The sequence below is a fragment of the Paenibacillus sp. BGI2013 genome (assembly GCF_002843485.1).
Lineage (GTDB): Bacteria > Bacillota > Bacilli > Paenibacillales > Paenibacillaceae > Paenibacillus > Paenibacillus amylolyticus.
Window position 1 is genome coordinate 566,811 of the sequence record NZ_PJFA01000002.1, and the last position, 22,434, is coordinate 589,244.

The 22,434-nt window shown below is 46.9% G+C and carries 15 protein-coding genes; 14 read left to right on the forward strand and 1 reads right to left on the reverse strand.

What is annotated here, in order from left to right:
• Positions 1-418 precede the first annotated feature (418 nt).
• The 14 genes from CXK86_RS06335 (at position 419) to CXK86_RS06400 (ending at position 20,611) form a co-directional block, all read left to right on the forward strand.
• On the forward strand, positions 419-1,303 hold the full coding sequence (locus tag CXK86_RS06335) for an ABC transporter ATP-binding protein (RefSeq protein ID WP_036612750.1): 885 nt from the start codon (positions 419-421) through the stop codon (positions 1,301-1,303).
• Between the two features lie 239 nt (positions 1,304-1,542).
• Positions 1,543-2,022: a glutathione peroxidase gene (locus tag CXK86_RS06340; RefSeq protein ID WP_076253672.1), complete on the forward strand. Its 480-nt coding sequence runs from the start codon at positions 1,543-1,545 to the stop codon at positions 2,020-2,022.
• Positions 2,023-2,507: 485 nt separating this feature from the next.
• A complete protein-coding gene (locus CXK86_RS06345) occupies positions 2,508-3,869 on the forward strand; it encodes an FAD-dependent oxidoreductase (RefSeq protein ID WP_074092585.1) in 1,362 nt (453 codons plus the stop codon).
• Positions 3,870-4,245: 376 nt separating this feature from the next.
• Positions 4,246-5,097, forward strand: a complete 852-nt coding sequence (locus tag CXK86_RS06350; protein ID WP_076253671.1) for a formate/nitrite transporter family protein — start codon at positions 4,246-4,248, stop codon at positions 5,095-5,097.
• A 425-nt stretch (positions 5,098-5,522) separates the two neighbouring features.
• A complete protein-coding gene (locus tag CXK86_RS06355) occupies positions 5,523-7,586 on the forward strand; it encodes a molybdopterin-containing oxidoreductase family protein (RefSeq protein ID WP_101313532.1) in 2,064 nt (687 codons plus the stop codon).
• A gap of 192 nt (positions 7,587-7,778) precedes the next feature.
• Positions 7,779-9,002, forward strand: a complete 1,224-nt coding sequence (locus CXK86_RS06360) for an MFS transporter (protein ID WP_076253731.1) — start codon at positions 7,779-7,781, stop codon at positions 9,000-9,002.
• Positions 9,003-9,207: 205 nt separating this feature from the next.
• Entirely contained in the window at positions 9,208-10,122 is a 915-nt protein-coding gene (locus CXK86_RS06365) for a class I SAM-dependent methyltransferase (protein ID WP_076253669.1), read from the forward strand.
• A gap of 269 nt (positions 10,123-10,391) precedes the next feature.
• On the forward strand, positions 10,392-11,939 hold the full coding sequence (locus CXK86_RS06370; protein WP_076253668.1) for a response regulator: 1,548 nt from the start codon (positions 10,392-10,394) through the stop codon (positions 11,937-11,939).
• Between the two features lie 332 nt (positions 11,940-12,271).
• Positions 12,272-13,132 (forward strand): ABC transporter permease, encoded by an 861-nt coding sequence (locus CXK86_RS06375; protein ID WP_235193717.1) that lies wholly within the window; start codon positions 12,272-12,274, stop codon positions 13,130-13,132.
• Positions 13,133-13,147: 15 nt separating this feature from the next.
• Entirely contained in the window at positions 13,148-14,017 is an 870-nt protein-coding gene (locus CXK86_RS06380) for a carbohydrate ABC transporter permease (protein ID WP_036667808.1), read from the forward strand.
• Positions 14,018-14,044: 27 nt separating this feature from the next.
• On the forward strand, positions 14,045-15,694 hold the full coding sequence (locus CXK86_RS06385) for a type 2 periplasmic-binding domain-containing protein (RefSeq protein WP_076253667.1): 1,650 nt from the start codon (positions 14,045-14,047) through the stop codon (positions 15,692-15,694).
• 92 nt (positions 15,695-15,786) lie between these two features.
• A complete protein-coding gene (locus CXK86_RS06390) occupies positions 15,787-17,562 on the forward strand; it encodes a sensor histidine kinase (RefSeq protein ID WP_076253666.1) in 1,776 nt (591 codons plus the stop codon).
• Entirely contained in the window at positions 17,541-18,833 is a 1,293-nt protein-coding gene (locus CXK86_RS06395) for an ABC transporter substrate-binding protein (protein WP_076253665.1), read from the forward strand. Before CXK86_RS06390 ends, CXK86_RS06395 begins: the two co-directional genes overlap by 22 nt.
• A gap of 197 nt (positions 18,834-19,030) precedes the next feature.
• The gene (locus tag CXK86_RS06400; protein WP_076253664.1) at positions 19,031-20,611 is read left to right on the forward strand and encodes a hypothetical protein; all 1,581 of its coding nucleotides are present in this window, start codon (positions 19,031-19,033) and stop codon (positions 20,609-20,611) included.
• A 52-nt stretch (positions 20,612-20,663) separates the two neighbouring features.
• Here the strand turns inward: CXK86_RS06400 and CXK86_RS06405 are convergent, their stop codons facing one another.
• Positions 20,664-22,376 (reverse strand): ABC transporter ATP-binding protein, encoded by a 1,713-nt coding sequence (locus CXK86_RS06405; protein ID WP_036612711.1) that lies wholly within the window; start codon positions 22,374-22,376, stop codon positions 20,664-20,666.
• Positions 22,377-22,434 lie beyond the last annotated feature (58 nt).

The window sequence follows — 22,434 nt, forward strand, 5'->3', positions numbered from 1 at the left end:
CTCATACCTTATTAAACGAGCGTATGTGAGATGACCTTGAACTTTAGATTTCAAGGTCATCTTTTTTTATTTGATATGGCGGATACAGCCATTGCATGAAAAAAACTCACACATTCACAATTCAGACACAAAATTTGCGATTCAAGAGTTTGAAAAACAGTCAGAAGTGATAAAGTGCGCGGAATGAATGAGAAAAGATCTCATGTGTACTTGAGAAAAGAGCGGGATTTCTGCTACAGAAAGTCCAAATAAAGCACGAAAAGAGAAGAAAATTTGGTTTTTTATGTTGACAAATGATAATGATTATCAGTATCTTTAGTGTAGAAGATATTTGCGTCGGAAATCACAGAATTACAATTTCGTTTTTGTTGTCATAGCCGGATTACATAACCGGGATAAATGAGAGAGGGATGATCGCATGTTTCGTCTGGAGACGACCAAGCTGGATATCGCTTATGAGGAAAGACTAATTGTAGAGGATCTGAATATTCAGATTCCCCAAGGAAAAATTACAGCACTTGTTGGAGCCAATGGTTCAGGGAAGTCAACCATCCTGAAAACGATGGCACGCATTATGGCTCCAAAAGCAGGTAATGTATTGCTCGACGGGAAGTCCATCCATAAACAGTCCACGCGTGAAGTTGCCAAGCAACTTGCGATTCTGCCACAGAATCCAACAGCCCCTGAAGGTCTTACCGTTACTGAATTGGTATCGTATGGTCGCTTTCCTTATCAAAAAGGATTTGGCTCCATGCGTGCGGAAGACAAACGTATGATTGAATGGGCTATTGAAGTGACAGCCATGACTGAATTCCATGATCGTCCGATTGATCAACTGTCCGGTGGACAGCGTCAACGTGCCTGGATTGCCATGGCACTTGCCCAAGAAACAGATATCCTTTTCCTGGACGAGCCGACTACATTCCTGGATATGGCTCACCAGCTCGAAGTATTGCAATTACTGGAGCAACTGAATGCCACAGCCAACCGTACCATTGTTATGGTTGTGCATGACTTGAATCATGCTTCCCGCTACGCACATCACATGATTGGTATCAAAAAAGGTAAAGCCATCGCTCATGGTTCACCTGTGGAAGTTATGAACTCAGATGTACTTCGTGAAGTATTCAACATTGAAGCAGATATCGTGATTGATCCGCGTTCCGGTGTACCGCTCTGCTTGCCTTACGCTCTTGCAGGCGAACGCCAGCAATCGAAGACGCCAGAGCAGCTGGTCATGAACAGCGCGATGGTTCATGCTGGAGGACGGGCAGAACCACGTGTTCAAGCGACAGGAAGTTAACGAAATGGGCCATATGTGGTCCTTACATTATAGAATGAAGCCGCTGTGCGCTATCGCACGCGGCTCTTTTGCATTCATGGGGGATTTGCAATGCATGGGAGCAAAGGGGACGAGTAGACCCGGGATTTGGTAATCACATTGGATCAGGTTTATAATAATAGGACAGGCTGTGGGTTCATTGGTTATGCCAACGTGCTCGCAACAGCCCAAACCAACATATGTCATGGGAGGAATCAGTCATGTCCGTATATTCATATCAGGCGGTAACCACCGCGAACCAAGAAGTCTCACTGGATCTGTATCAAGGTAAGGTATTGGTCATTGCCAATACAGCCAGCAAGTGTGGGCTGACCCCGCAATACGGTGAATTGCAAAAGCTTTATGATCGTTATCGTGATCAAGGCTTGGTTGTACTGGGTTTCCCTTGTAACCAGTTTGGAGGGCAGGAGCCAGGTACAAGTGAGGAAGCGGAATCATTTTGCCAGATTAACTATGGTGTGAATTTCCCGGTGTTTGCCAAGGTAGATGTGAATGGTGAGGGCACTCATCCCCTGTTCCAATACCTGAAGGAGCAACAACCTGGCGTAGGTGAAACAAGCGACATTCAATGGAACTTCACCAAGTTTCTTGTTAACCGTGAAGGTGAAGTGGTAGGTCGTGTTGAACCGAAAGAATCTCCGGAGACAATGATTGCAGATATCGAGAAATTGCTCGGTTAATACAAGAACGTTTGAGAAGCCTGTCCTTGCATAAGCAAAGATGGGCTTCTTTGATTATTTTATATACGCAGATTTATTCTCTTCACAGGTATGAGTTGGATCCATGAGATCAACTCTGTAATGAAAATTGAAGCCATTTATTTTTTGTATAAGTCAAACATGAATGCAGAAGACGCCTCTAACTTTATACGTCCACACTGCATTCATACAGGGATCACGGAAGCCATTACATAGCATAAACCCGCCCAAATCCGGGGACAATGAAATCAATACAATGAAGGGAAGAAAGGCTTAAATACAGGGAAATGACCTCCTTCGACAAACTTTTTTTGCTCAACCTATTGCAATGTGAAAAATATCACATTATAATGAGTGTATAAAGTGAAATAAATCACATACACAGTTTCGAACAAGAAGTGAAATGTTTCACAACCATAACAACCTTATATTCAAACTCATTTATATATTTCGAGGAGGAACTTTTAATGAAAATCGCAGTTATCGGATGTACACACGCAGGAACCGCAGCCATCGTAAATACCGCTAAATTGTACCCGGATGCTACCATCACCGTGTATGAGCGCAATGACAATATTTCCTTCCTATCTTGTGGCATTGCACTCTACGTAGGTGGGGTTGTGAAAGACCCTGACGGTTTGTTCTATTCTTCGCCTAATCAACTGGCAGAGCTTGGTGTTGAGACCAAGATGCTTCATGAAGTAACAGCAGTAGATGCCAAGGGCCATACCCTTCAGGCTAAAAACCTGCAAACCGGGGAAGAATTTGAAGATACGTTTGACAAACTGATCGTGACAACGGGGTCATGGCCTGTCGTTCCAAAGCTTGAAGGCATCGAGATGGATAACATTTTACTTTGCAAAAACTACAATCATTCCAACACGATTATTGAAAAAGCCAAAGATGCCAAACGTGTCACCGTTGTAGGTGCAGGATATATCGGCGTAGAGCTGGTGGAAGCTTTCCAAATGAACGGCAAGGAAGTTACCCTGATCGACAGTGTGGACCGGATTTTGAATAAATACTTGGACCCTGAGTTCACGGATGCGATTGAAGATACGTTGACTGGACGCGGCATCAAGTTGGCACTTGGTCAAACGGTACAGAAGTTTACTGGTGAAAATGGCAAAGTGACTAAAGTGATCACGTCCAAAGGAGAGTTCGAAACCGATCTGGTTATTCTGTGCATTGGTTTCCGTCCAAATACAGAGCTGCTCAAAGGCCAAGTGGATATGCTGCCAAACGGCGCAATCATCGTGGATAAATATATGCAAACGAGTCAAAAAGACGTCTTCGCTGCGGGTGACAGCTGTGCTATTCATTACAACCCAACAGGCAAAGCATCTTACATTCCACTGGCAACCAACGCCGTGCGGATGGGTACACTCGTAGCCCGTAACCTGGTTCGTCCTACGACACCGTATATGGGTACACAAGGAACATCGGGTATCAAAATTTATGAGCAAAATATCGCGGGTACAGGGATGACGGAAATGTCTGCTGCTGACGAAGGCCTGATTGTTGAATCTGTCGTACTGGAAGACAGCTACCGTCCGGAGTTCATGCCAACGGCTGAGAAACTGTTGCTCAAAGTAGTATATGAGCAGGCTACTCGTCGGATCGTTGGAGCACAGGTGATGTCTCAGGTTGATCTGACTCAATCGATTAATACAATCTCGGTTTGCATCCAAAATAACATGACCGTAGATGAGCTGGCCTTCATCGACTTCTTCTTCCAGCCACATTACAACAAACCGTGGAACTTCCTGAACACGGCGGGTCTGCAAGCACTGCCTCCAATAGAAGTAAAAGCACCAGCAATGGTGTAAGGAAGCAGAATAGATGGTTGAACAGAGGGCATGATAAACGCCATACAAAGATAAGTCATGCTTGTCCGTAAATAAGAGGAGTACAATAACTGCCAAGATTACGAAACAAGGCGGATGATTATAAAGGAAAAGAAGACTGGCGAGTATATCGTCAGTCTTTTTTGTGATTTTTTTAGCTACAAAAGGCCTTACTACACTCTTGCTGTCATAACTATTCCAAGACACTCTTAAAGTATCTTTTTAAACAACATTGTGATAATTTGCACAAAGTTATGTTTAGGACCGAGATACAATTGAGATATGGTATTCAACGCATAAACAAAGGAATTCAGATGGTTTTATCCAACGATGAACAATGAAGGAGAGGATGAATGATATGGCAGCAAAAACACCTCTTGAGGTTGCACAATATACGGCGCAGACAGGCATGAAGAAGGCTCAATATCCGGCGTCTTCTGTACTGGTGCTTAGTTTTCTGGCAGGTGCTTTTATTGCGCTGGGGTTTCTACTGGATATTCGAGTGATTGCTTCTGCGCCAGCAGAGTGGGGAAGTCTGGTCAATCTGATTGGAGCGGCAGTGTTCCCGGTTGGATTAATCTTGGTACTCATCGGTGGTGGAGAGCTGTTGACAGGTAACATGATGGCAGTTCCACTTGCAACGATTGCAAGAAAATTATCCGTGGGTAGCATGTTGAAAAATCTAACCTTAGTGACGATTGGTAATTTTGTTGGAGCTTTGTTTGTCGCGTACGCGTTTGGACATGTGCTGGGTCTGACCGGAGAGGGTGTATATCTGGCAAAAGTGGTGGATATGGCTGGGCATAAGCTGCATGAGGGTTTCCTGCAAGCTTTCATCTCTGGCATCGGCTGTAACTGGCTGGTCGCGCTGGCCGTGTGGTTATCTTATGCTTCGGATACGATGAGTGGCAAGGTACTGGGCATTTGGTTTCCAACGATGGCATTTGTGGCGATTGGATTCCAGCACGTTGTGGCCAATATGTTCCTCATCCCGGCGGCAATCTTTGAAGGACATTATTCGTGGGGTCAATATGTGATGAATTTCATTCCGGTATGGCTCGGGAATCTGACTGGTGGTGCTCTGTTTGTAGCTGCAGCCTATTGGGTGGTGTACCTGCGCCAAGCTGAGCCGAAAGTGAAGCCGGAGATAGCAACGTCGATCGAAGCTGTGGAGACGGAGGCTAGAGTGATGTTGAGCAAACAAGCATAGCGGGCACAGCGTAGCATGTGTGCACGGGTTATAGAAGAGAAGACGATTCTGATCTTGCTCGGTTCATGGCGAATATGCTGTGAGGGAGCAGGGCGGGATCGTTTTTTTGTATGGGGTTCTTGTTGGAGTCTAACGCAAAATAAATTCGCCATGACAAGGTTCGGGGGAACGAAACCTGTTCATGGCGAATTTCGGGAGTGGTCCATGATATGGCATGAGGAGGAAGTGGGGAAACACTAGCCTAATGCCTTATTTTTAATTTACCCCTGAATTCTGAAGTTGAATCAAACTCAAAAACATTTTTTTGAAAATAATTTAAAGCCGCTATAGCGGCGAATATGAAGCAAAAACATACTGTTCTCTTTACGCGATAACCTCGAAGAAGATATGATATAGGGATAGCTTTTAAAGAAGGGAGCCTTACGATGATCGATCAGGAGAATGGTGTATTTGCGGCGGTGTGCCCGCTCGACTGTCCGGACACTTGTGGTCTGTTATTACATAAAGAGAACGGCAAAATTGTGAAGGTGGCAGGCAATCCGGATCATCCCATAACCAAGGGTGCCATCTGTAATAAAGTTAGAAATATGACTGAGCGGGTGTATCACCCCGAGCGTCTACAATATCCGATGAAACGTGTAGGAGCCAAAGGTGAAGGCAAGTTCGAACGAATTAGTTGGGATGAAGCGATTCGCGAGATTACGACCAAATTCACCGCATTGTCCGAAACCTACGGCCCGGAGAGCATCCTGCCCTACAGCTTTTACGGTAACATGGGCATTCTCGGCGTAGACGGTATGGATCGGCGTTTCTTCAATGCGCTTGGTGCGAGTGTACTGGAGCAGACGATCTGTAACTCTGCTGGAAATACGGGCTGGAAATATACGATGGGTGCCAACCGGGGAACGGTGCCGGAAGATACGGAGCATGCGGATCTCATCCTGGTGTGGGGCGGCAATATCGTCAGTACAAATATGCACCAGGTCGTTTTGGCGGAGAAAGCCCGTAAGAAAGGCGCCAAGATTGTCGTCATCGACGTTCATCGCAATCGTACCGCCCAATGGGGCGACTGGTTTATTCCGCTGTATCCGGGCACGGACAGCGCACTGGCGCTGGGTTTGATGCATGTGCTATTCGAACGGGGACTAACGGATGAAGCGTTTATGCAAAAGTATACGGTAGGTCATGAAGCACTGCGTGATCATGTCCGCAGTTACACCCCTGAACGTGTTGCACGCATTACGGGCGTGCCGGAGGAAACCATTGTGGAGCTGGCCGAACTATACGGCAACGCACAGGCAGCCCATATTCACATCGGCAATGGCCTCCAGCACCATGATAATGGGGGGATGAACGTGCGTAGCGTTGCATGTCTGCCTGCCATTACAGGGCAGTGGCTGAAGCAAGGCGGCGGTGCCGTTCGCACTAACAGCTACGCGAGCACAAATAGCGACGCGCTCGAACGTCCGGAGCTACGGCAGAATCCGGAGCCGCGAGTGGTGAACATGAACCGGATTGGTGAAGCGTTGCTGGAAGCAGAGCAGCCAATCCGAGCGATGATGGTTTACTGCAGCAATCCACTGGTGGTGGCACCGGATACCGAGCGGGTGGAGCGAGGTTTTGCACGGGAGGATCTGTTCACGGTTGTGCATGATCTGTTCATGACGGATACGGCGAAGTATGCAGATATCGTATTGCCAGCCACATCTTCATTTGAAGCGACGGACCTGTACACCTCTTATTGGCATCAGTACGTTCATCTGCAAGAGCCGGTGATTGCACCGATTGGGGAGAGCAAGAGCAATGTGGAACTGTTCTCACTGCTTGGGCAGGCTATGGGGTACGATCCTGCAATCTTCGGAGAAACACCGGAACAGATGATTGAGGACGCACTTCAGGGCACAGGCAACCCCTACATGAATGGGGTCACGTTGGAAGGACTGAAGGAACATCGATTCGTGAAGCTGGATATGACGCCATATGCTGCATATCTGGATCAGCTGCCCACACCTTCAGGCAAAATTGAATTGTATTCCGAGACGATGGAACAGAGAGGGCTTCCGCCGCTCCCTACCTATAGTGCTCTGGTTGAAGGATATGATGGGGAGCATCCGGCTGGACCTGCCGATACGTATCCATTGATGTTCCTGTCGCCGCCAAACCATAATTTCCTGAACTCCACCTTTGGTAATTCAGCCAAACATCAGCGTTTGGAAAAGATGCCTTTATTGCAGATACACCCCGAGGACGCCATCCGTAGAAACCTAGAGGATGGAGATGAAGTAGTCGTATGGAATGATCGTGGGCGCATTGAACTTACCGCCAAGGTGAGTGAAGCCATGCTGCCGGGAACAGTGATTAGCCAAGGCTTATGGTGGGATGGTGACGGGAAGAAGCAGCGGGCGAATTCACTGACGTCCAATCGGTTGTCGGACATGGGGAACGGGGCGACCTTCTTCTCAGCCACTGTTGAAGTGAAGCGTCAATGAGTGTGCTTGCAGCATGATTTTTTTGAGGTAAGATGAACAAAGGCTAGAACTTGAGCAGGATTATAGTGCAATTGATGTAACACTTCATAAAACCTTCGCTCTGGCTGGTTATATTTATGCCGTCAGGGCAAAGGTCTATTTTTTATGGCCATTTGTATGTGCAGAGGTACTAAGGAGAATGAACTAGAGATGATGAGATGGCTGGATAACTATCCAAAAGAAGTGAGAGTATTTTTATTAGCAAGTCTGGTTAACGCAACAGGCAGTGCCTTGATGTGGCCGCTGACCACCATGTATGTGTTTGATGAGCTTGGACGGACGATGGCAAACGCGGGTTTTGTAATCCTCATTCAGTCCCTGGGTGGCATCTTTGGACAATTGCTTGGTGGTTCGTTGTATCACAGAGTAGGCGTGAAGAAGCTGATTATTGGCTCACTGGCGCTTAATGCGTTAGGTTTGTTTGCGTTGCCGTGGATTAGTGCGTATTGGGTCGTATTTATATGTGCCATGGGCTGGATTGGTCTGTTCAGTTCATTGTCGCTGCCAGCGATTCAAGCCTTTATTGGCTTCCGGTTTGCGGAGCGACGCGGTGAATTATTCAATATTATCTATGTGGCGAACAATATCGGGGTGGCGATTGGTACGGCGTTGAGCGGTTTTCTGGCTGACTTTTCCTATCACCTCAGCTTTGTACTGAACGGGGTGACCTCAGCCGGATTTGCAATTTTCTTCTGGTATTATCTGTCGCGGGTTGAACCGGATCAGGGGGAAGTACATCTGACGAAACGGAAAACCGTCCCCGATGGGCCGGGCGTCTGGGCATTGCTGGGGAATACCCGACTATATCTGTTTATGAGCTTGGGCGTACTCTTCCTGTTATTCGGCAACTCCATCTGGAACACAGGTGTGTCCCCGTATATCATCTCTGAGGGTATGGAAAAAAGAATGTACGGTCTGCTCTGGACCCTGAACGGGGTGCTGATCTTTGTGGGCCAACCTTTTACCAGCTGGGTGAAACGGACCATGGCCCGTACCTCCACTGCCCAGATGACGGCGAGTGCGGTATTCTATGGCATGGCCTACATTGTGATGATTACCATGTACAGCTATCCAGGCATGGTGCTTGCAATGGTACTTGCCACGTTTGGAGAGATGTTGATCTCCCCTGCAACGCCTGCATTTATCTCCGAGCATGCTGGCAGGGCGGCACCTTTTTACATCGGGATATCGGGTGGGATCGGTGCGGTTGGACGGGTTATCGGCCCCTATGCGATGGGGGTCATGTATGACAAACAGGGACTTATTCCGGTAGCGTGGCTGGCAACAGGCACAGCAGCTATTGCGGTACTTGGTTTTGTGTTGCATGCGGTGTTGAACCGTAATCGTGAAGTGAAGGAGTATGGAATGGACGCCTAACAGATCTCATCGGGTTGGATAGGATGCGGAAGGAAGAACGAGTTGAAGTGGACGGTAAATCCACTGTAAACTGTCTGTTCATCCGTAAATTATGGTTGACAAAAAAATGTATTTATGCTATAATTTACATATAAAAATATTCCGTATATAATAAGATTCTCCTGGCCAGGGGAATCTTATTTTTGTTTGTACGGGAGGAATAAGTATGAAGCAAAATGAATCCAGTATCACATCATTGATTTCGACTTTTGGCCGAGCCTATCACAGCCAACATGACACACCCCTCATTTTCGATGATTTTATGGCGAGATTGCTGATCTCTCCTCAAGAGTTTTCAGATATCAGCAATAACATGGTTAGAGGCATTCATTTTTTCAACCCGGATATGGCTCACGAGCTCAAGGACGACCCGGAAAAGGTTCTAAAATGGATTACCCAGGTACAGTTATCTCCAATAACTCTGGCTCGGGCCGCTTACTGTGAGCATGTACTTTTGCATGAAGTCGCGTTGGGATTGAAGCAGGTAGTCATTCTTGGCGCCGGGATGGATACGTTTGCTTTGAGGCATCCGGAATTGGAGGACACGCTGGATATCATTGAAGTGGATTATCCGGCTACACAGCAATTCAAGAAAGAGCGGCTGAATCAGGCCGAGCTGACTATTCCGGACAATCTTCACTTGGTACCCATGGATTTTACGCGTGAGCTTTCGAATGACAGCTTGACTATTGAAGGTTTGAAGAAACGGAAGACGTTGGCTAGTCTCTTGGGTGTTTCGTATTATTTGCCCCAAAATGATCTGTTTAACGTGATTCGTCATGTGTTTGCGAACCTGCCAACCGGAAGCTCTATAGTTCTGGATTATGCAGATGAGCACCTTTTTGAGGAAAAAGGAATGTTTAATCGGGTTGAAAATATGGTTAAATTGGCTGCAATGGGTGGTGAGCCGATGCAATCCGGCTATGCATATGTGGAGATGGAGGCCTTGCTTGATGAAGCAGGGCTACTTATTTATGAGCATCTGACTCCCGAGGCGATTCAGGAACAGTTTTTCCAGGATCGAATCGATCATCTAAGGGCATTTGAAACGATACATTTCATTCACGCAGTAAAAAAATAAATCGATCCGGGCATGTAAGTCACCTATATAGCCCGCATTTGCATAGTAGCGGCAAACCTTCACCCTGTGGCAGGGTGAAGGTTGTTTGGTTTGATCAAAGGAACAGCACAAACCATGATTCTGTAGCCAATAACATCACACGTGATACAAATGTTCAACAATCAGACTTGTTAGTGTGCAATTCCATGTCATTCAATGTCCTCCCCTCTATTTGTGCATAATGCCCATATAATAGAATGGAACTGGTTAAAGGCAGGAGGATGCATACGATGTACAAGGTTTTGCTGGTTGATGATGAATTTATGATCTCGGACGGGATCTCCAGTGTGGTGAACTGGTCCAGATTAGGAACAGAACTGATCGGCATTGCTCAAGATGGATTGGAAGCGCTTGCTTCAATTGAGCGGCAACGCCCGGATATCATCATCTCGGACATCCGCATGCCGGGAATGGATGGGTTACAGCTGGTTGAAGCTGTGGCAGAGAAGTATCAGCATATCTCGTTTATCATGCTCACGGGTTTTACGGAGTTCGAATATGCGAAAACGGCCATGCAGTATGGGGTGAAGCACTATTTGCTTAAGCCCTGCAGCGAGGAGCATCTTGTACAGGCTATCAGTGAATTGGTCAGTGAGAAGCGAGAGTTAACCGATCAGGAGCGTTTTGTGCAGTCGATCCAATATGATCTGGAGCGTGTACTGCCGCATGCCAAGGAATATTTTCTGAAAGAGCTAGTCACGAACAGAACATACGGGGTCAAGGAATGGAAGTATTTCGAGGAATTATTCGATGTACAGTTTCAGGATCAGCGTGTGCGGTTGCTGCTGGTAGAGATTGAGGGGGATCATGAGTATTTGCACTTGTTCGCGGTGAAGAACATTGCCGAAGATATTTTTCACAATCCCATCTTAAGTGCCACGGTTGGAAGGCATGTGCTACTAATTATGGAGGACAAGTTGTCTGAAACGCAGTTGTTCCATAATATCGATGAGATTCGCGCCACATTTACCCGATATTATCATGATGATCTCACGATAGCGCTAAGCGAGCCAGGAGACCTCTCGCAGGCACGCCATTTGTACATGCAGACGCTGGTTTATCTCAATTACCGCTTTTACCTCGGTGAGGGCAGTCTCATTATGGAACGGGATATTTACTCTCCCGGAGAACGCATTCTTCCTGAATTCGAATACGATCCGGAGCGGATGGTTACTGCAATCAAGGCGGGACACTGGCAGGAAGTGGGATCAGAGCTGAACCGGATGTTTCAGCTGCTTGCCAGCTTGCGATACGATATATCCCAAACGAAGTCCTATCTTATTCAGATGTTTATGGAGATGATTCGACTCAGTGGCTCTGCCGAGATGAAAAGGTATATGGACCAGTTGCCAGGCATGATTGAATCCAGCACCTTGCATTCTTTTCAACAGTTTCTGCTTGCCGTCGCCAAAGAAATCACCTTGCGCCGCTATGATCAACATCGCTCCAGACAATCGCAGATGGTAGGTAGTGTGAAACAGCTGGTAGAGAAACGCTACAAGGACGAGACATTAACACTCCAGTCCATCGCTGGGGAAATATACATGAATCCAGACTACATCGGCAAAATGTTCAAAAAAGAAACGGGTGAGAAATTTACGAACTATGTGTTAAGCTACCGCATCCGTAAAGCGTTGGAGCTTCTGGAGCAGGACGGGAACTGCACTGTATCCTCGCTTGCCGAACAGACAGGCTTTGGTGCCAACTGGCCGTATTTCAGCAAAATGTTCAAGAAATACACGGGTTTCTCCCCTTCCGAGTATAAAAAAGTACCCTAAGACAGCGTTGCTGTCGCTTCTACATAGCTAATCTTTATATCCGATCTACATCTAATCTGTGATCGGGCCCTGTACGCCATTCATCGGCAGCAGGGTCTTTTTTTGTCGGACGGAACTCGGTTTTGAACATCCATTTATCGGAAATGAGCATGGGAAGAAAAGGCGCTCGCTTCTATCATTAGAAGTGTCATGTTAGTGAATGAACATCGAGAGTGGAGGTTGAGTGGATGGAGCTGAATCGAAGCCGGGGGATTGAACCTGGGCGTTTGAAGCCAGCTGGCAAATGGAGTTCGGTGAAAAAGGAACTTGTCCGCAACAGATACGTTTATCTGATGCTCGTTCCTGTGGTAGCCTACTATCTGATTTTCAGCTATGGGCCAATGTACGGGCTACTGATGGCATTTCAGGAATCCTACAACCCGATCAAAGGAATCTTGGCAGGCGAATGGGTCGGATTTGACAACTTCACCATGTTTTTTGAAAGTTATTATTTCTGGCGACTGATTAAGAACACACTGATTTTAAGTTTTTACAGTATTGTGTTTGGTTTCCCGGCTCCGATTCTACTAGCACTGCTACTGAATGAAGTCCGGAAGAAGTGGTTCAGAGGTGCAGTACAGACCATCAGTTATATGCCGCATTTTATTTCGGTTGTCGTCGTGGTTGGAATGTTGAAAACGTTCTCATCTTTGGACGGTGGCTTGTTTAACGTCATTCGTGACTTTTTCGATCTGCAGCCAATTATGTTTTTGGCAGAAAAAGATATGTTCCGTCCGATGTACATTCTGTCCAACATATGGCAGGGCGCAGGCTGGGCCTCGATTATTTTTTTGGCAGCACTAAGTGGTATTGATCCTCAGTTGTATGAGGCTTCCAAAATTGACGGCGCAGGCCGCTGGAGACAGCTGTTACATATTACACTGCCGGGCATTATGCCCACGATTGTGATCATGTTAATTTTGCGTATGGGGGCGGTCATGAATGCGGATTTTCAGAAAATATTGCTGATGCAAACAGCACCGACCTATGAGACATCGGATGTCATATCCACCTTTGTTTATCGATCCGGTATTTTGGAGGGGAACTATACGTATTCAACCGCCATCGGACTATTTAACGGCGTCATTAATTTCGCGCTGCTCATTATCGCAAACGCGATCAGCAGAAAGCTTAACTCAACCAGTCTATGGTAATCGGAAGGTGAAGCGATGAAACAGTCTATAGGGGAACGACTTTTTGATGTATTTAATACACTGCTGCTCTTGGTGATCATGGTTTTATGCTTGTACCCGATGCTGTACGTGTTCAATTCTTCAATCAGCGACCCGGACCAGATGCTGCGTTCCCGTTCACTGATGCTCATTCCTGAAGGTTTTCAGCTGGGAGCGTACAAGTCGGTATTTCAGGATACTCGCATCTATACGGGATATATGAACACCTTGTTCTATGTTGTGGTGGGTACCGCCATTAATCTGCTCATGACTTCACTGGCTGCATATGGGCTGTCACGCGGTGATCTGATGGGCAGAAAAACGCTGATGAAATTAATTACGTTCACGATGTTCTTCGGTGGGGGTATGATTCCGACTTTTCTGCTGATTCAGAATCTGGGCATGGTGGATACCCGTTTTGCGCTTATTATTCCGGGTGCCATCAGCACATTCTATTTCCTCATTATGAAAACAAACTTTGAAGGCATCCCGATCAGTCTGATCGAATCGGCGAAGCTTGATGGTGCCAATGACTTTCTGATTTTGTTCCGAATTGTACTGCCTTTGTCAAAGCCAATCCTGGCGGTCATGATGCTGTATTATGCGGTTGACCATTGGAATGATTATGTCGGACCGATGCTCTACCTGCGCAGTCAGGAGTTGTATCCGATCCAGATTATTATGCGTGATATTCTGATCAGCAGCAGTACAGAGGCCATGGGCGCTGGCGCCGATACCGGCTTTGCCATTGGGGAGAACATCAAATATGCGACGATTATTATCTCCACACTGCCGATCATGCTGGTATATCCGTTCATCCAACGTTATTTTGTTCAGGGCGCTCTAATCGGTGCTGTGAAACAATAAAAAATGTATCCTATGGAGGCGAATTACGTGAAAAAAAGAATGGGGTCCATCCTGTTGTCATCGCTACTTACCATGTCTTTACTGGCGGGCTGTACAGGTGATAATGAACCAGGTAACGCAGAGCCAGCAGAAGGAACAGAACCTGCGGTTCAGGCGTTGACCGAGATTCCGCTACCGATTACAAGTGAGCCATTTACCATTGATTACTGGCGCGCCAATGATGCCAAACTGACAGCTTCCTTGAACAATTTTGGCGATATGGCGGCTTATAAGGAAAAGGAGAAGCTGACAGGCATCAAAGTGAAGTTCACACATCCTCCGCTTGGACAACAGCGTGACCAGTTCAATCTGCTGATCTCCACGAAGGAGCTGCCGGATGTCATTTATTATAACTGGGCGGATGCCGTTGGCGGACCGGAAAAAATGATCAAGGACGGCCGGATCATCCGGTTGAATGAATTGATCGACAGTTATGCACCGAACTTAAAGCGGATTATTGAATCCGATCCGGATGTGAAAAAACAGATTGCACTCGACGATGGCACGATCTATATGTTCCCGCTGCTGAAGCTGGATGCATTGAAGCTGAATGCCACTTCAGGTTTAATTATGCGCCAGGACTGGCTTGATAAATTAAATCTCAAAGTACCTACCAACATTGATGAGTGGTATACGGTGCTTAAGGCATTTAAGGAACAGGACCCTAACGGCAACGGCAAGCCAGATGAGCTACCATTCACCGGAAACTGGGGACCGGGCAACCTGACCAAGCTCCATGATTTTGCCGCGGCATTTGGTGTCATTGGTGGTTTCCAGATGAATGGAGACAAGGTGGAGTTTGGACCGATTCAGCCGGGCTACCGTGATTTCTTGGAGACCATGGCCAAGTGGTACAAAGAAGGGCTGATTGATCCCGAGATCATGACCAATGACGGTAAAGCTTTCGATTACAAGGTTACCAGCAATCTGGCAGGCGCATATCAGGGTGGTGTGTTCAGCGGCATGGGGAAATACTTTAATCTGATGAGAGATACGGATCCGAACTTTAACGTGACGGGTGTACCATGGCCTGTATCTCCGGATGGAACTTCGTATGCGACATTTAATCTGGACACTAAAGTGTTGTCTTATGGTGAGGCTATTACGGCTTCCGCAGACGAAGACAAATTGAAATACATTGTACAGTGGATGGACTACAACTATAGCGAAGAGGGTAGTGATCTGTTCAACTTTGGTATCGAAAATGACAGCTATGTTCGTGACGGGGAAGGTGTCAAATTCACAGATACCATCATTGATAATCCGAACGGTCTAACGTATGACCAGGCACTGGCTTCCTATGCCTTATCCATTATGGACGGTCCAATCAATCAGGATAGTCGTTATCTGGATGCATTATTATTTGACGATGGACAGCGTGCGGCAAATGCGGAATGGATGAAAGCAAGCTCAGCATTAACGCTTCCTCCAATTCGTTTGTCAACAGATGAGGTGACCACAAGTACATCCATCATGAGTCAGGTGAATACGTATTTGAATGAGACGATGACTGCCATTATTAGCGGACAGAAGCCGATCACCGAATTTGACAAGATGGCCGAAACAATCAAGAGCATGGATATTGACCGGGCGATTGAGGTTCATCAGGCTGCGTATGATCGATATCAGTCTAAATAAAACGTGAGAAATCGAGCGCTAAAACTTTGGGGAAACCTTCCTGTATGTGATATACCTAGTAGTATCACGTGGTTCAAAGGAGCGCTTTGGTCATGACAGCCTACCGCAAACTCAGCATCAAAATGAAAATGTTTCTGATGATTATGTTCATGATGGCGTTTGTCATCATCCTCGCGTTTGGGTCCTTGTATTATACGTACTCGGTGTATGACAAACAGCTGTTTGATAAGTCGTCCCGACTTCTGAACCTTTCTTCGTCTACAGTGGATGTTGAACTTCAGAAGTTGGAAGCGGTATCATTAAACATGATCTCCGATACGCAGATTCAAAGAGCCTTGAAGTCGTTGCTGGATGACGATAGCGCATATTCAAGCTTTATTGAACGAAAAAAGATCACGGATCGGCTATGGGAGCATATTAGTGGGGCTGCACGATATGTGCAGTCCGTTCATCTGATTGATTCCAGGGGAAGAGTCAATAAATATGGCGAGACACTAACCGTATCTCAGGAAAAATATGATCGGATGATTGCGGCTGCGGAGCAGGCCAATGGTGCAGTGCGCTGGTTATACCCGGATGACGATGACCCGATGCTGGTTATGGTGCGTCAAATGCGAGCCTATGAACCGATGACCCTGGAACCGGTAGGCATCCTGTTTCTGCGTATTAATATCGAGCGACTCGTCGAGGAGTATGCGGGCATCGATAGCCAGGACAGTGACATTATTTTAAAAGCAGGTAGTGATGTGGTGTATCCTTATCGCCAGCTTCCAGAAGCGGTGTCCGCCGGACTGAATCCACTTCCAGGCAGTGGGGGATATGAGATCAAGAATCTGGATGGGAGGGAGATATTTCTTTCCCAGAAGAAATCCGCATACACCGACTGGGTGTATTATAATATGGCCTCTTATGATGAAATTTTTGAACGTATTATATGGTTGAAAAATAGTTTGATTGTTGTTTATCTTATCGCCATTCTGGTTGTTCTCGCGCTTGGTATGGTGTTCGCACGAAGTCTGACAAGGCCGATCAGGCAACTCATCAGTCAGATGAAGGAGGTTCAGTATGGGGATCTGGAGAATATAGACGCCAATCTGTCCATTCCAACGCACCAGCACATGGATGAACTGGGGTTACTACAGCGTACGTATCGACTGATGATTACACATATTAATACATTGATTAAAGAAAATTATGCAAGCCAGTTGGTCATTAAAGAAACGGAGTTCAAGGCGCTACAGGCGCAGATCAATCCCCACTTTCTGTATAATGCGCTGGATTCGATCCATTGGCTCGCCAAAAAGAACAGGCAGGAGCAAATCTCCAGTATGGTGTTATCACTCGGATATTTGCTGCGTTCCTCCATCAGCTTCAAACAAAATATCATTACCATTGCGGAAGAGCTGGAGATCGTCAATCATTACATCACCATTCAGACCTACCGTTTCCGGCAACGGCTGGATTTCCGTATGGATGTGCCTGCTTCTTATCTGGGTTGTGCCATTCCAAAGTTGACCCTACAGCCACTACTGGAGAATGCCATTCAATATGGTTTGGAACCACAGGTTGGATCATGTCTGATTCGAGTGTATGCCGAGATATCAGCTGGCAAGCTGGCTCTTATCGTGGAGGATCACGGTCCCGGCATGGAACCCGAATATGTGGAACAGGTGCTGCGCGGTGAAGTGAAAACCAGAGGCACAGGTATTGGTCTACTGAATATCAGGGAGCGGGTACGTCTGGCTTTTGGCGAAGAATATGACGTTCTGCTGGAGAGCAGGCCGGGGCTTGGAACGAGAGTAACGGTGCTGCTGCCACCCCCATCACCAGGTAAGGAGGAGAAGTTATGGGAAGATGGATGCGAATGATAGGCATGCTCTGCCTTATGCTGACTCTTCCTGGCTGCGTGAACCAGTTGGATCAAAGGCCAGGCATGATTGTGGAAGAAGAGCCGATAACGCTACGAATCGCTTGGTGGGGTGGAGAGTTCCGCAACAATGCAACGATTGCCGTTATCAACCTGTATGAGAAGTTGAATCCACATGTGAACATTGAATACGAATATAGCAGTTTCAACGAATACTGGAGAAAACTTGCCCCACATGCAGCAGGCAATGCGTTGCCCGACATTATCCAGATGGACATCTCCTATCTGTCCCAGTACAGTTCGCTGCAACTGTTGGAGGACATGACGCCGTACATGCAGAGCGGGCTGATTGACACGACAGATATTGAGAAGGAACAGCTGGAGAGTGGTAGCCTGAATGGAAAAACCTATGGTCTCAGTTTGGGGGTTAACGCCATGCTCAGCATCTATGATCCGGAAGTGTTAAAGGCCCATGATATTGAATTGCCAACGGATACGTGGACATGGGCGGATTTTGACCGGATGGGCGAGCAATTGCTCGGGAAAGGCATCTATCTGGGAACCTATTTTACGCCGGAACAGTTTTTCGCGTATTACTTGAGACAGTATGGTTCCAAGCTATACGCGGAGGATGGCAAGAGGTTGGGGTATGAGGATGATGGGCTGTTTATTGAGTACTTTGGCAGGATGCAGAAGCTCGCGGAAAAGAAACTTATTTTTGCACCGGATATCTGGACATCAGACATTGGCCAGCCTGATAACGACCCGTTTTATCTGGGAGAGGCTTTGTTTAGCTGGGGGTATTCCAACCAATTTATCAGCACCGCTCAGCGTTATGGCAAACCCTTAACCATCTCCCCAATGCCTGGGCCAAACAGCCAGGATGGATTGTTCTTGAAGCCAGGCATGTTTTTCTCCATGGCGGGTAATTCCAGACATAAGGAGGAAGCTGCCAAGTTCATCAGCTTTTTTGTGAATGATTTGGATGCCAATCTGCTGCTCAAAGGGGAGCGGGGTGTGCCCGTCTCATCCAGTGTCAAAGAGCGGATGAAGCTGGTGGTTGAACCGGAGCTGGCGCAGGTGTTTGATTATATCGATTGGGTTGCGGATAACAGCACTCAGATGGACCCGCCTGATCCCGTAGGTGCGCCAGAGGTCACTGCGGTATTACGTGAGTTGTATGATCTGCTGCTGTTTGGCAAAATTACGCCTGAGCAAGCGGCGGTGGAATTTCGTGAACGGGCGAATGCCATTCTGGGTGGGAAGTTATAAGAATGGACTAGATCATATATGTATTTAATGGACTTGGGGCTGTTGTCGTTCACAAGCTCAACCTTCATTCTACTCGGGTGAGGGTTTTTGTTATGGAATGGTGTATATTTCCTCTAGTATAATGAAAATGGGTAGTTGTCCTATCTGTAGATTAGATAGATTCTATCCATATATTAATGGATGAGGAGTGTCAGGACATGTCCATACATCAGATAGGTCACAAGGTGTCTTTTGCCGATATGAAAACGAAGTTGCCTCAGGAGAGCTGGATGTACACTCAGAATGAAGCGCACAACGGTGAATTTGAAGCCGAGGAAGTATGGTTACATTCTGGTGATCTTCATATCAGTGAACTGTTGTTGGATGAAGGACCCTTTTTGATCTTAGTTGAAGGAAATCTGACAGTGGATCGTTATATTGGAAATACAAGTTCCGACGCGGCCAGTTCAAATCTGGTTGTACTTGGGAATCTCATAACGCCCTATATGATCGTGGGTGGGCAGGAAATATATATTACAGGTAATCTCTATGTGGAGGATATGTTCTGGGGGGATTATAACCATGGAGAATTGACAGTGAGAGGGAATGTAGAAGGTGGATTGCTGGTAAGTACCGATCAATATACGATTCAGGTTCAAGGACAGCGTAATGTGAAGCGTCAGCTTGAAGAATGGGAGGATCTCGGACCATGGCGGGGCTTTGACATGTTGGCGTTATTCGTTCCTGAATGTGTGATTGATGAAGATACAGAGCCGTTTCCTTGGCGAGAAGAAATGTTAAAGAGGCTGCAACAAGGACAACCTGTAATCAACCGAAAGTACATTCATGCTGATGAATCAGAGCCAGATGCGCCGGATTGGTTCGAAGATCATCGGATTACCGCTGAGAACATAGAGCGTCTTACTCATCCATCTTTGTTGCCTGTAAGAGAGGAGGATGAGTTACTGAACAGCTATGAATTTTGGTTGGACGAGCAATTTTGCCGAGTATCGGTCTATGGAGATGAGCATACGGAGGGATATTTCCGCAGTCTGTATTTTCAGGATGACCACAATTGTGCATTGTTGCTTAAGATGGAGCCATCAGATCAAGGTTCCAACTCTCCTGATAAACATATCGTACAACCGGGTGAACCTGTCTGGATGATCTCAGGAGCATTTCGTTATCTAAACAATGAGAAGTCGGAATGGAACGTATTTTCGGAGAACTCACCTGCTGATATTCAGCAGTTAAGCGAGCAAGGATGGAGCACCTTGTTGCAGTCTGTATCGAATTATCAGTATGCCCGTTCCTTAATTTCGCACCAACTGATCCACGATTTATTAGCACTGCCTGTCGTGGAGCCATATGACGATTATTATGATGATGATCGGCACGGGCTGTGGATTGGAGAGTTATATTATGCATTTCGACAAGCAGGTCAGATGTCTGATGGTGTTCCCCAGCCAGTTATGCTACGTATTGGAAGAGAGTATGTGGATGCTCAAGGGGAGACGCAGGTGGAAAAATACTATTATACCCTGCACCAACATGCGGACGGCTCGGAAAGTGTGTTGATCGAATACTCGGCTCAGAAGGACGAGGATGAGGAAGAAGAACCGTTGTTGCTTGAACTTCATTATATAGGCGGCTCTCAATTACTACATGCCGTTCAATTGCTCGAACGTGGACGCCAAGTACTCATTCAAGCAAATGAGGATCTACTGAATGGGGAGCTGCCTTACGCTGCTGAATCATTTGCAAAACGATTTTGGAAATCCAAAGGATACCTGAAATGAATAAAACAACCTTCACCTCTAGTTCTGAGGGAAGGTTGTTTTGTCGTTGTATTTACCCAAACTGGGCTTGATGCAGTCGGCTGTACGAGCCTTTGCGCGCGAGCAGTTCTTCATGACTTCCTTGTTCAGCAACGCTACCGTTCTCCACCACCACGATGCGATCGGCGTGTCTAATGGTCGCCAGTCGATGGGCAATCACCAATGTCGTACGACCTTGAGCCAGCTCGGACAACGCCAGTTGAATGGCAGCTTCCGTCTCGGTATCGAGAGCGGATGTTGCTTCATCCAGAATGAGAATTGGCGGGTTTTTCAGGATCATTCTGGCGATGGACAAACGTTGCTTCTGTCCGCCGGACAATTTCACGCCACGTTCACCGATCATGGTGTCCAGTCCATCTGGCTGGGATTGTACCAGCTCTTCCAATTGGGCCCGGCGAATGGCTTGCCAGATTTCCTCATCGGAAGCATTCAGTTTGCCGTATGCAATATTTTCTCGAATCGTTCCATCAAACAGGAAAATATCCTGCTGCACAATCCCGATATGGGAGCGCAGTGATTCCAGTGTCATGTCCTTCACGGGAATGCCATCGATGGAGATATGTCCTGCATCCACATCGTAGAAACGTGGGATCAGACTGCATAACGTCGTTTTACCTCCGCCCGAAGGTCCAACCAGAGCAACCGTCTGGCCTGCCTGGATATCCAGATTGACCTGAGACAGCGTAGGTTTGTGTTCTCCATAAGAAAAGGTAACGTTATGGAAAGCAATATCTCCTTTGACATCCGGAATCGGTTTCGCTTGTGGTGTATCTTCTACATCCGGTACAGCTTCAAGAAGCTCCAGGTAACGTCTGAATCCGGCGATGCCTTTGGGATACGTCTCGATGACAGAGTTAATCTTCTCGATCGGTCCGAGGAATACATTGGAGAGCATCACAAAAGCGATGAATTCCCCGTAGGTCATACTGCCTTGAATGACAAACCAGGTTCCACATACCAGTACAAACAGCGATACAAATTTCATCAGGATAAAACTGAGTGAAGAGTTCCAGGCCATAATACGGTAGGTGATTAGTTTTGTAAGCCGGAAACGTTCGTTGTTCTCAACGAAACGTCCTACTTCATGTTTTTCATTGGCAAAAGCCTGTACCACACGGATGCCGCTCACATTGTTCTCTACTCGTGCGTTATAATCGGCGATATCCGCAAACATGCGCTTGAACGCCTTGGACATTTTGCGACTGAAATACAGCGACAGGTAGATCATCAGCGGCACAATGATGAACGTCATCACAGCCAACTGCCAGTTGATCCCCAGCATAATCCCGAAAGCTCCAGCGAGTGTCATGAGGGCAATGAATAGATCCTCGGGTCCATGATGCGCGATCTCACCAATATCCATCAGATCGTTGGTCATGCGGGAGACCAGATGCCCGGTCTTATTGTTATCGAAGAAGCGGAAGGACTGTTTCTGTACACGCTGGAACAGTTCACGCCGCATATCGGATTCGATGTTAATACCGAGCTTGTGGCCCCAATAGGTCACTGCATAATGGAAAAAGGAACTGAGCAGGTAGATGCCGAGCAACCCGACACACGCCGCTAAGATCATGGACCAATTGCCAGCCGGAAGCAGTTGATCGACCACCCGGTTAACGGCGAGTGGAAAGGCCAACTCCAGCAGAGCGGCAGCGATGGCACAGGAGAAGTCCAATATAAAGAGCCTTTTGTAAGGACGATAATAAGACATAAAACGGCGAAGCATATGTAAGTCCTCCTCAATATGACATAAATGCCCGAGCAGGCTAATTAGCCTGTCCGGA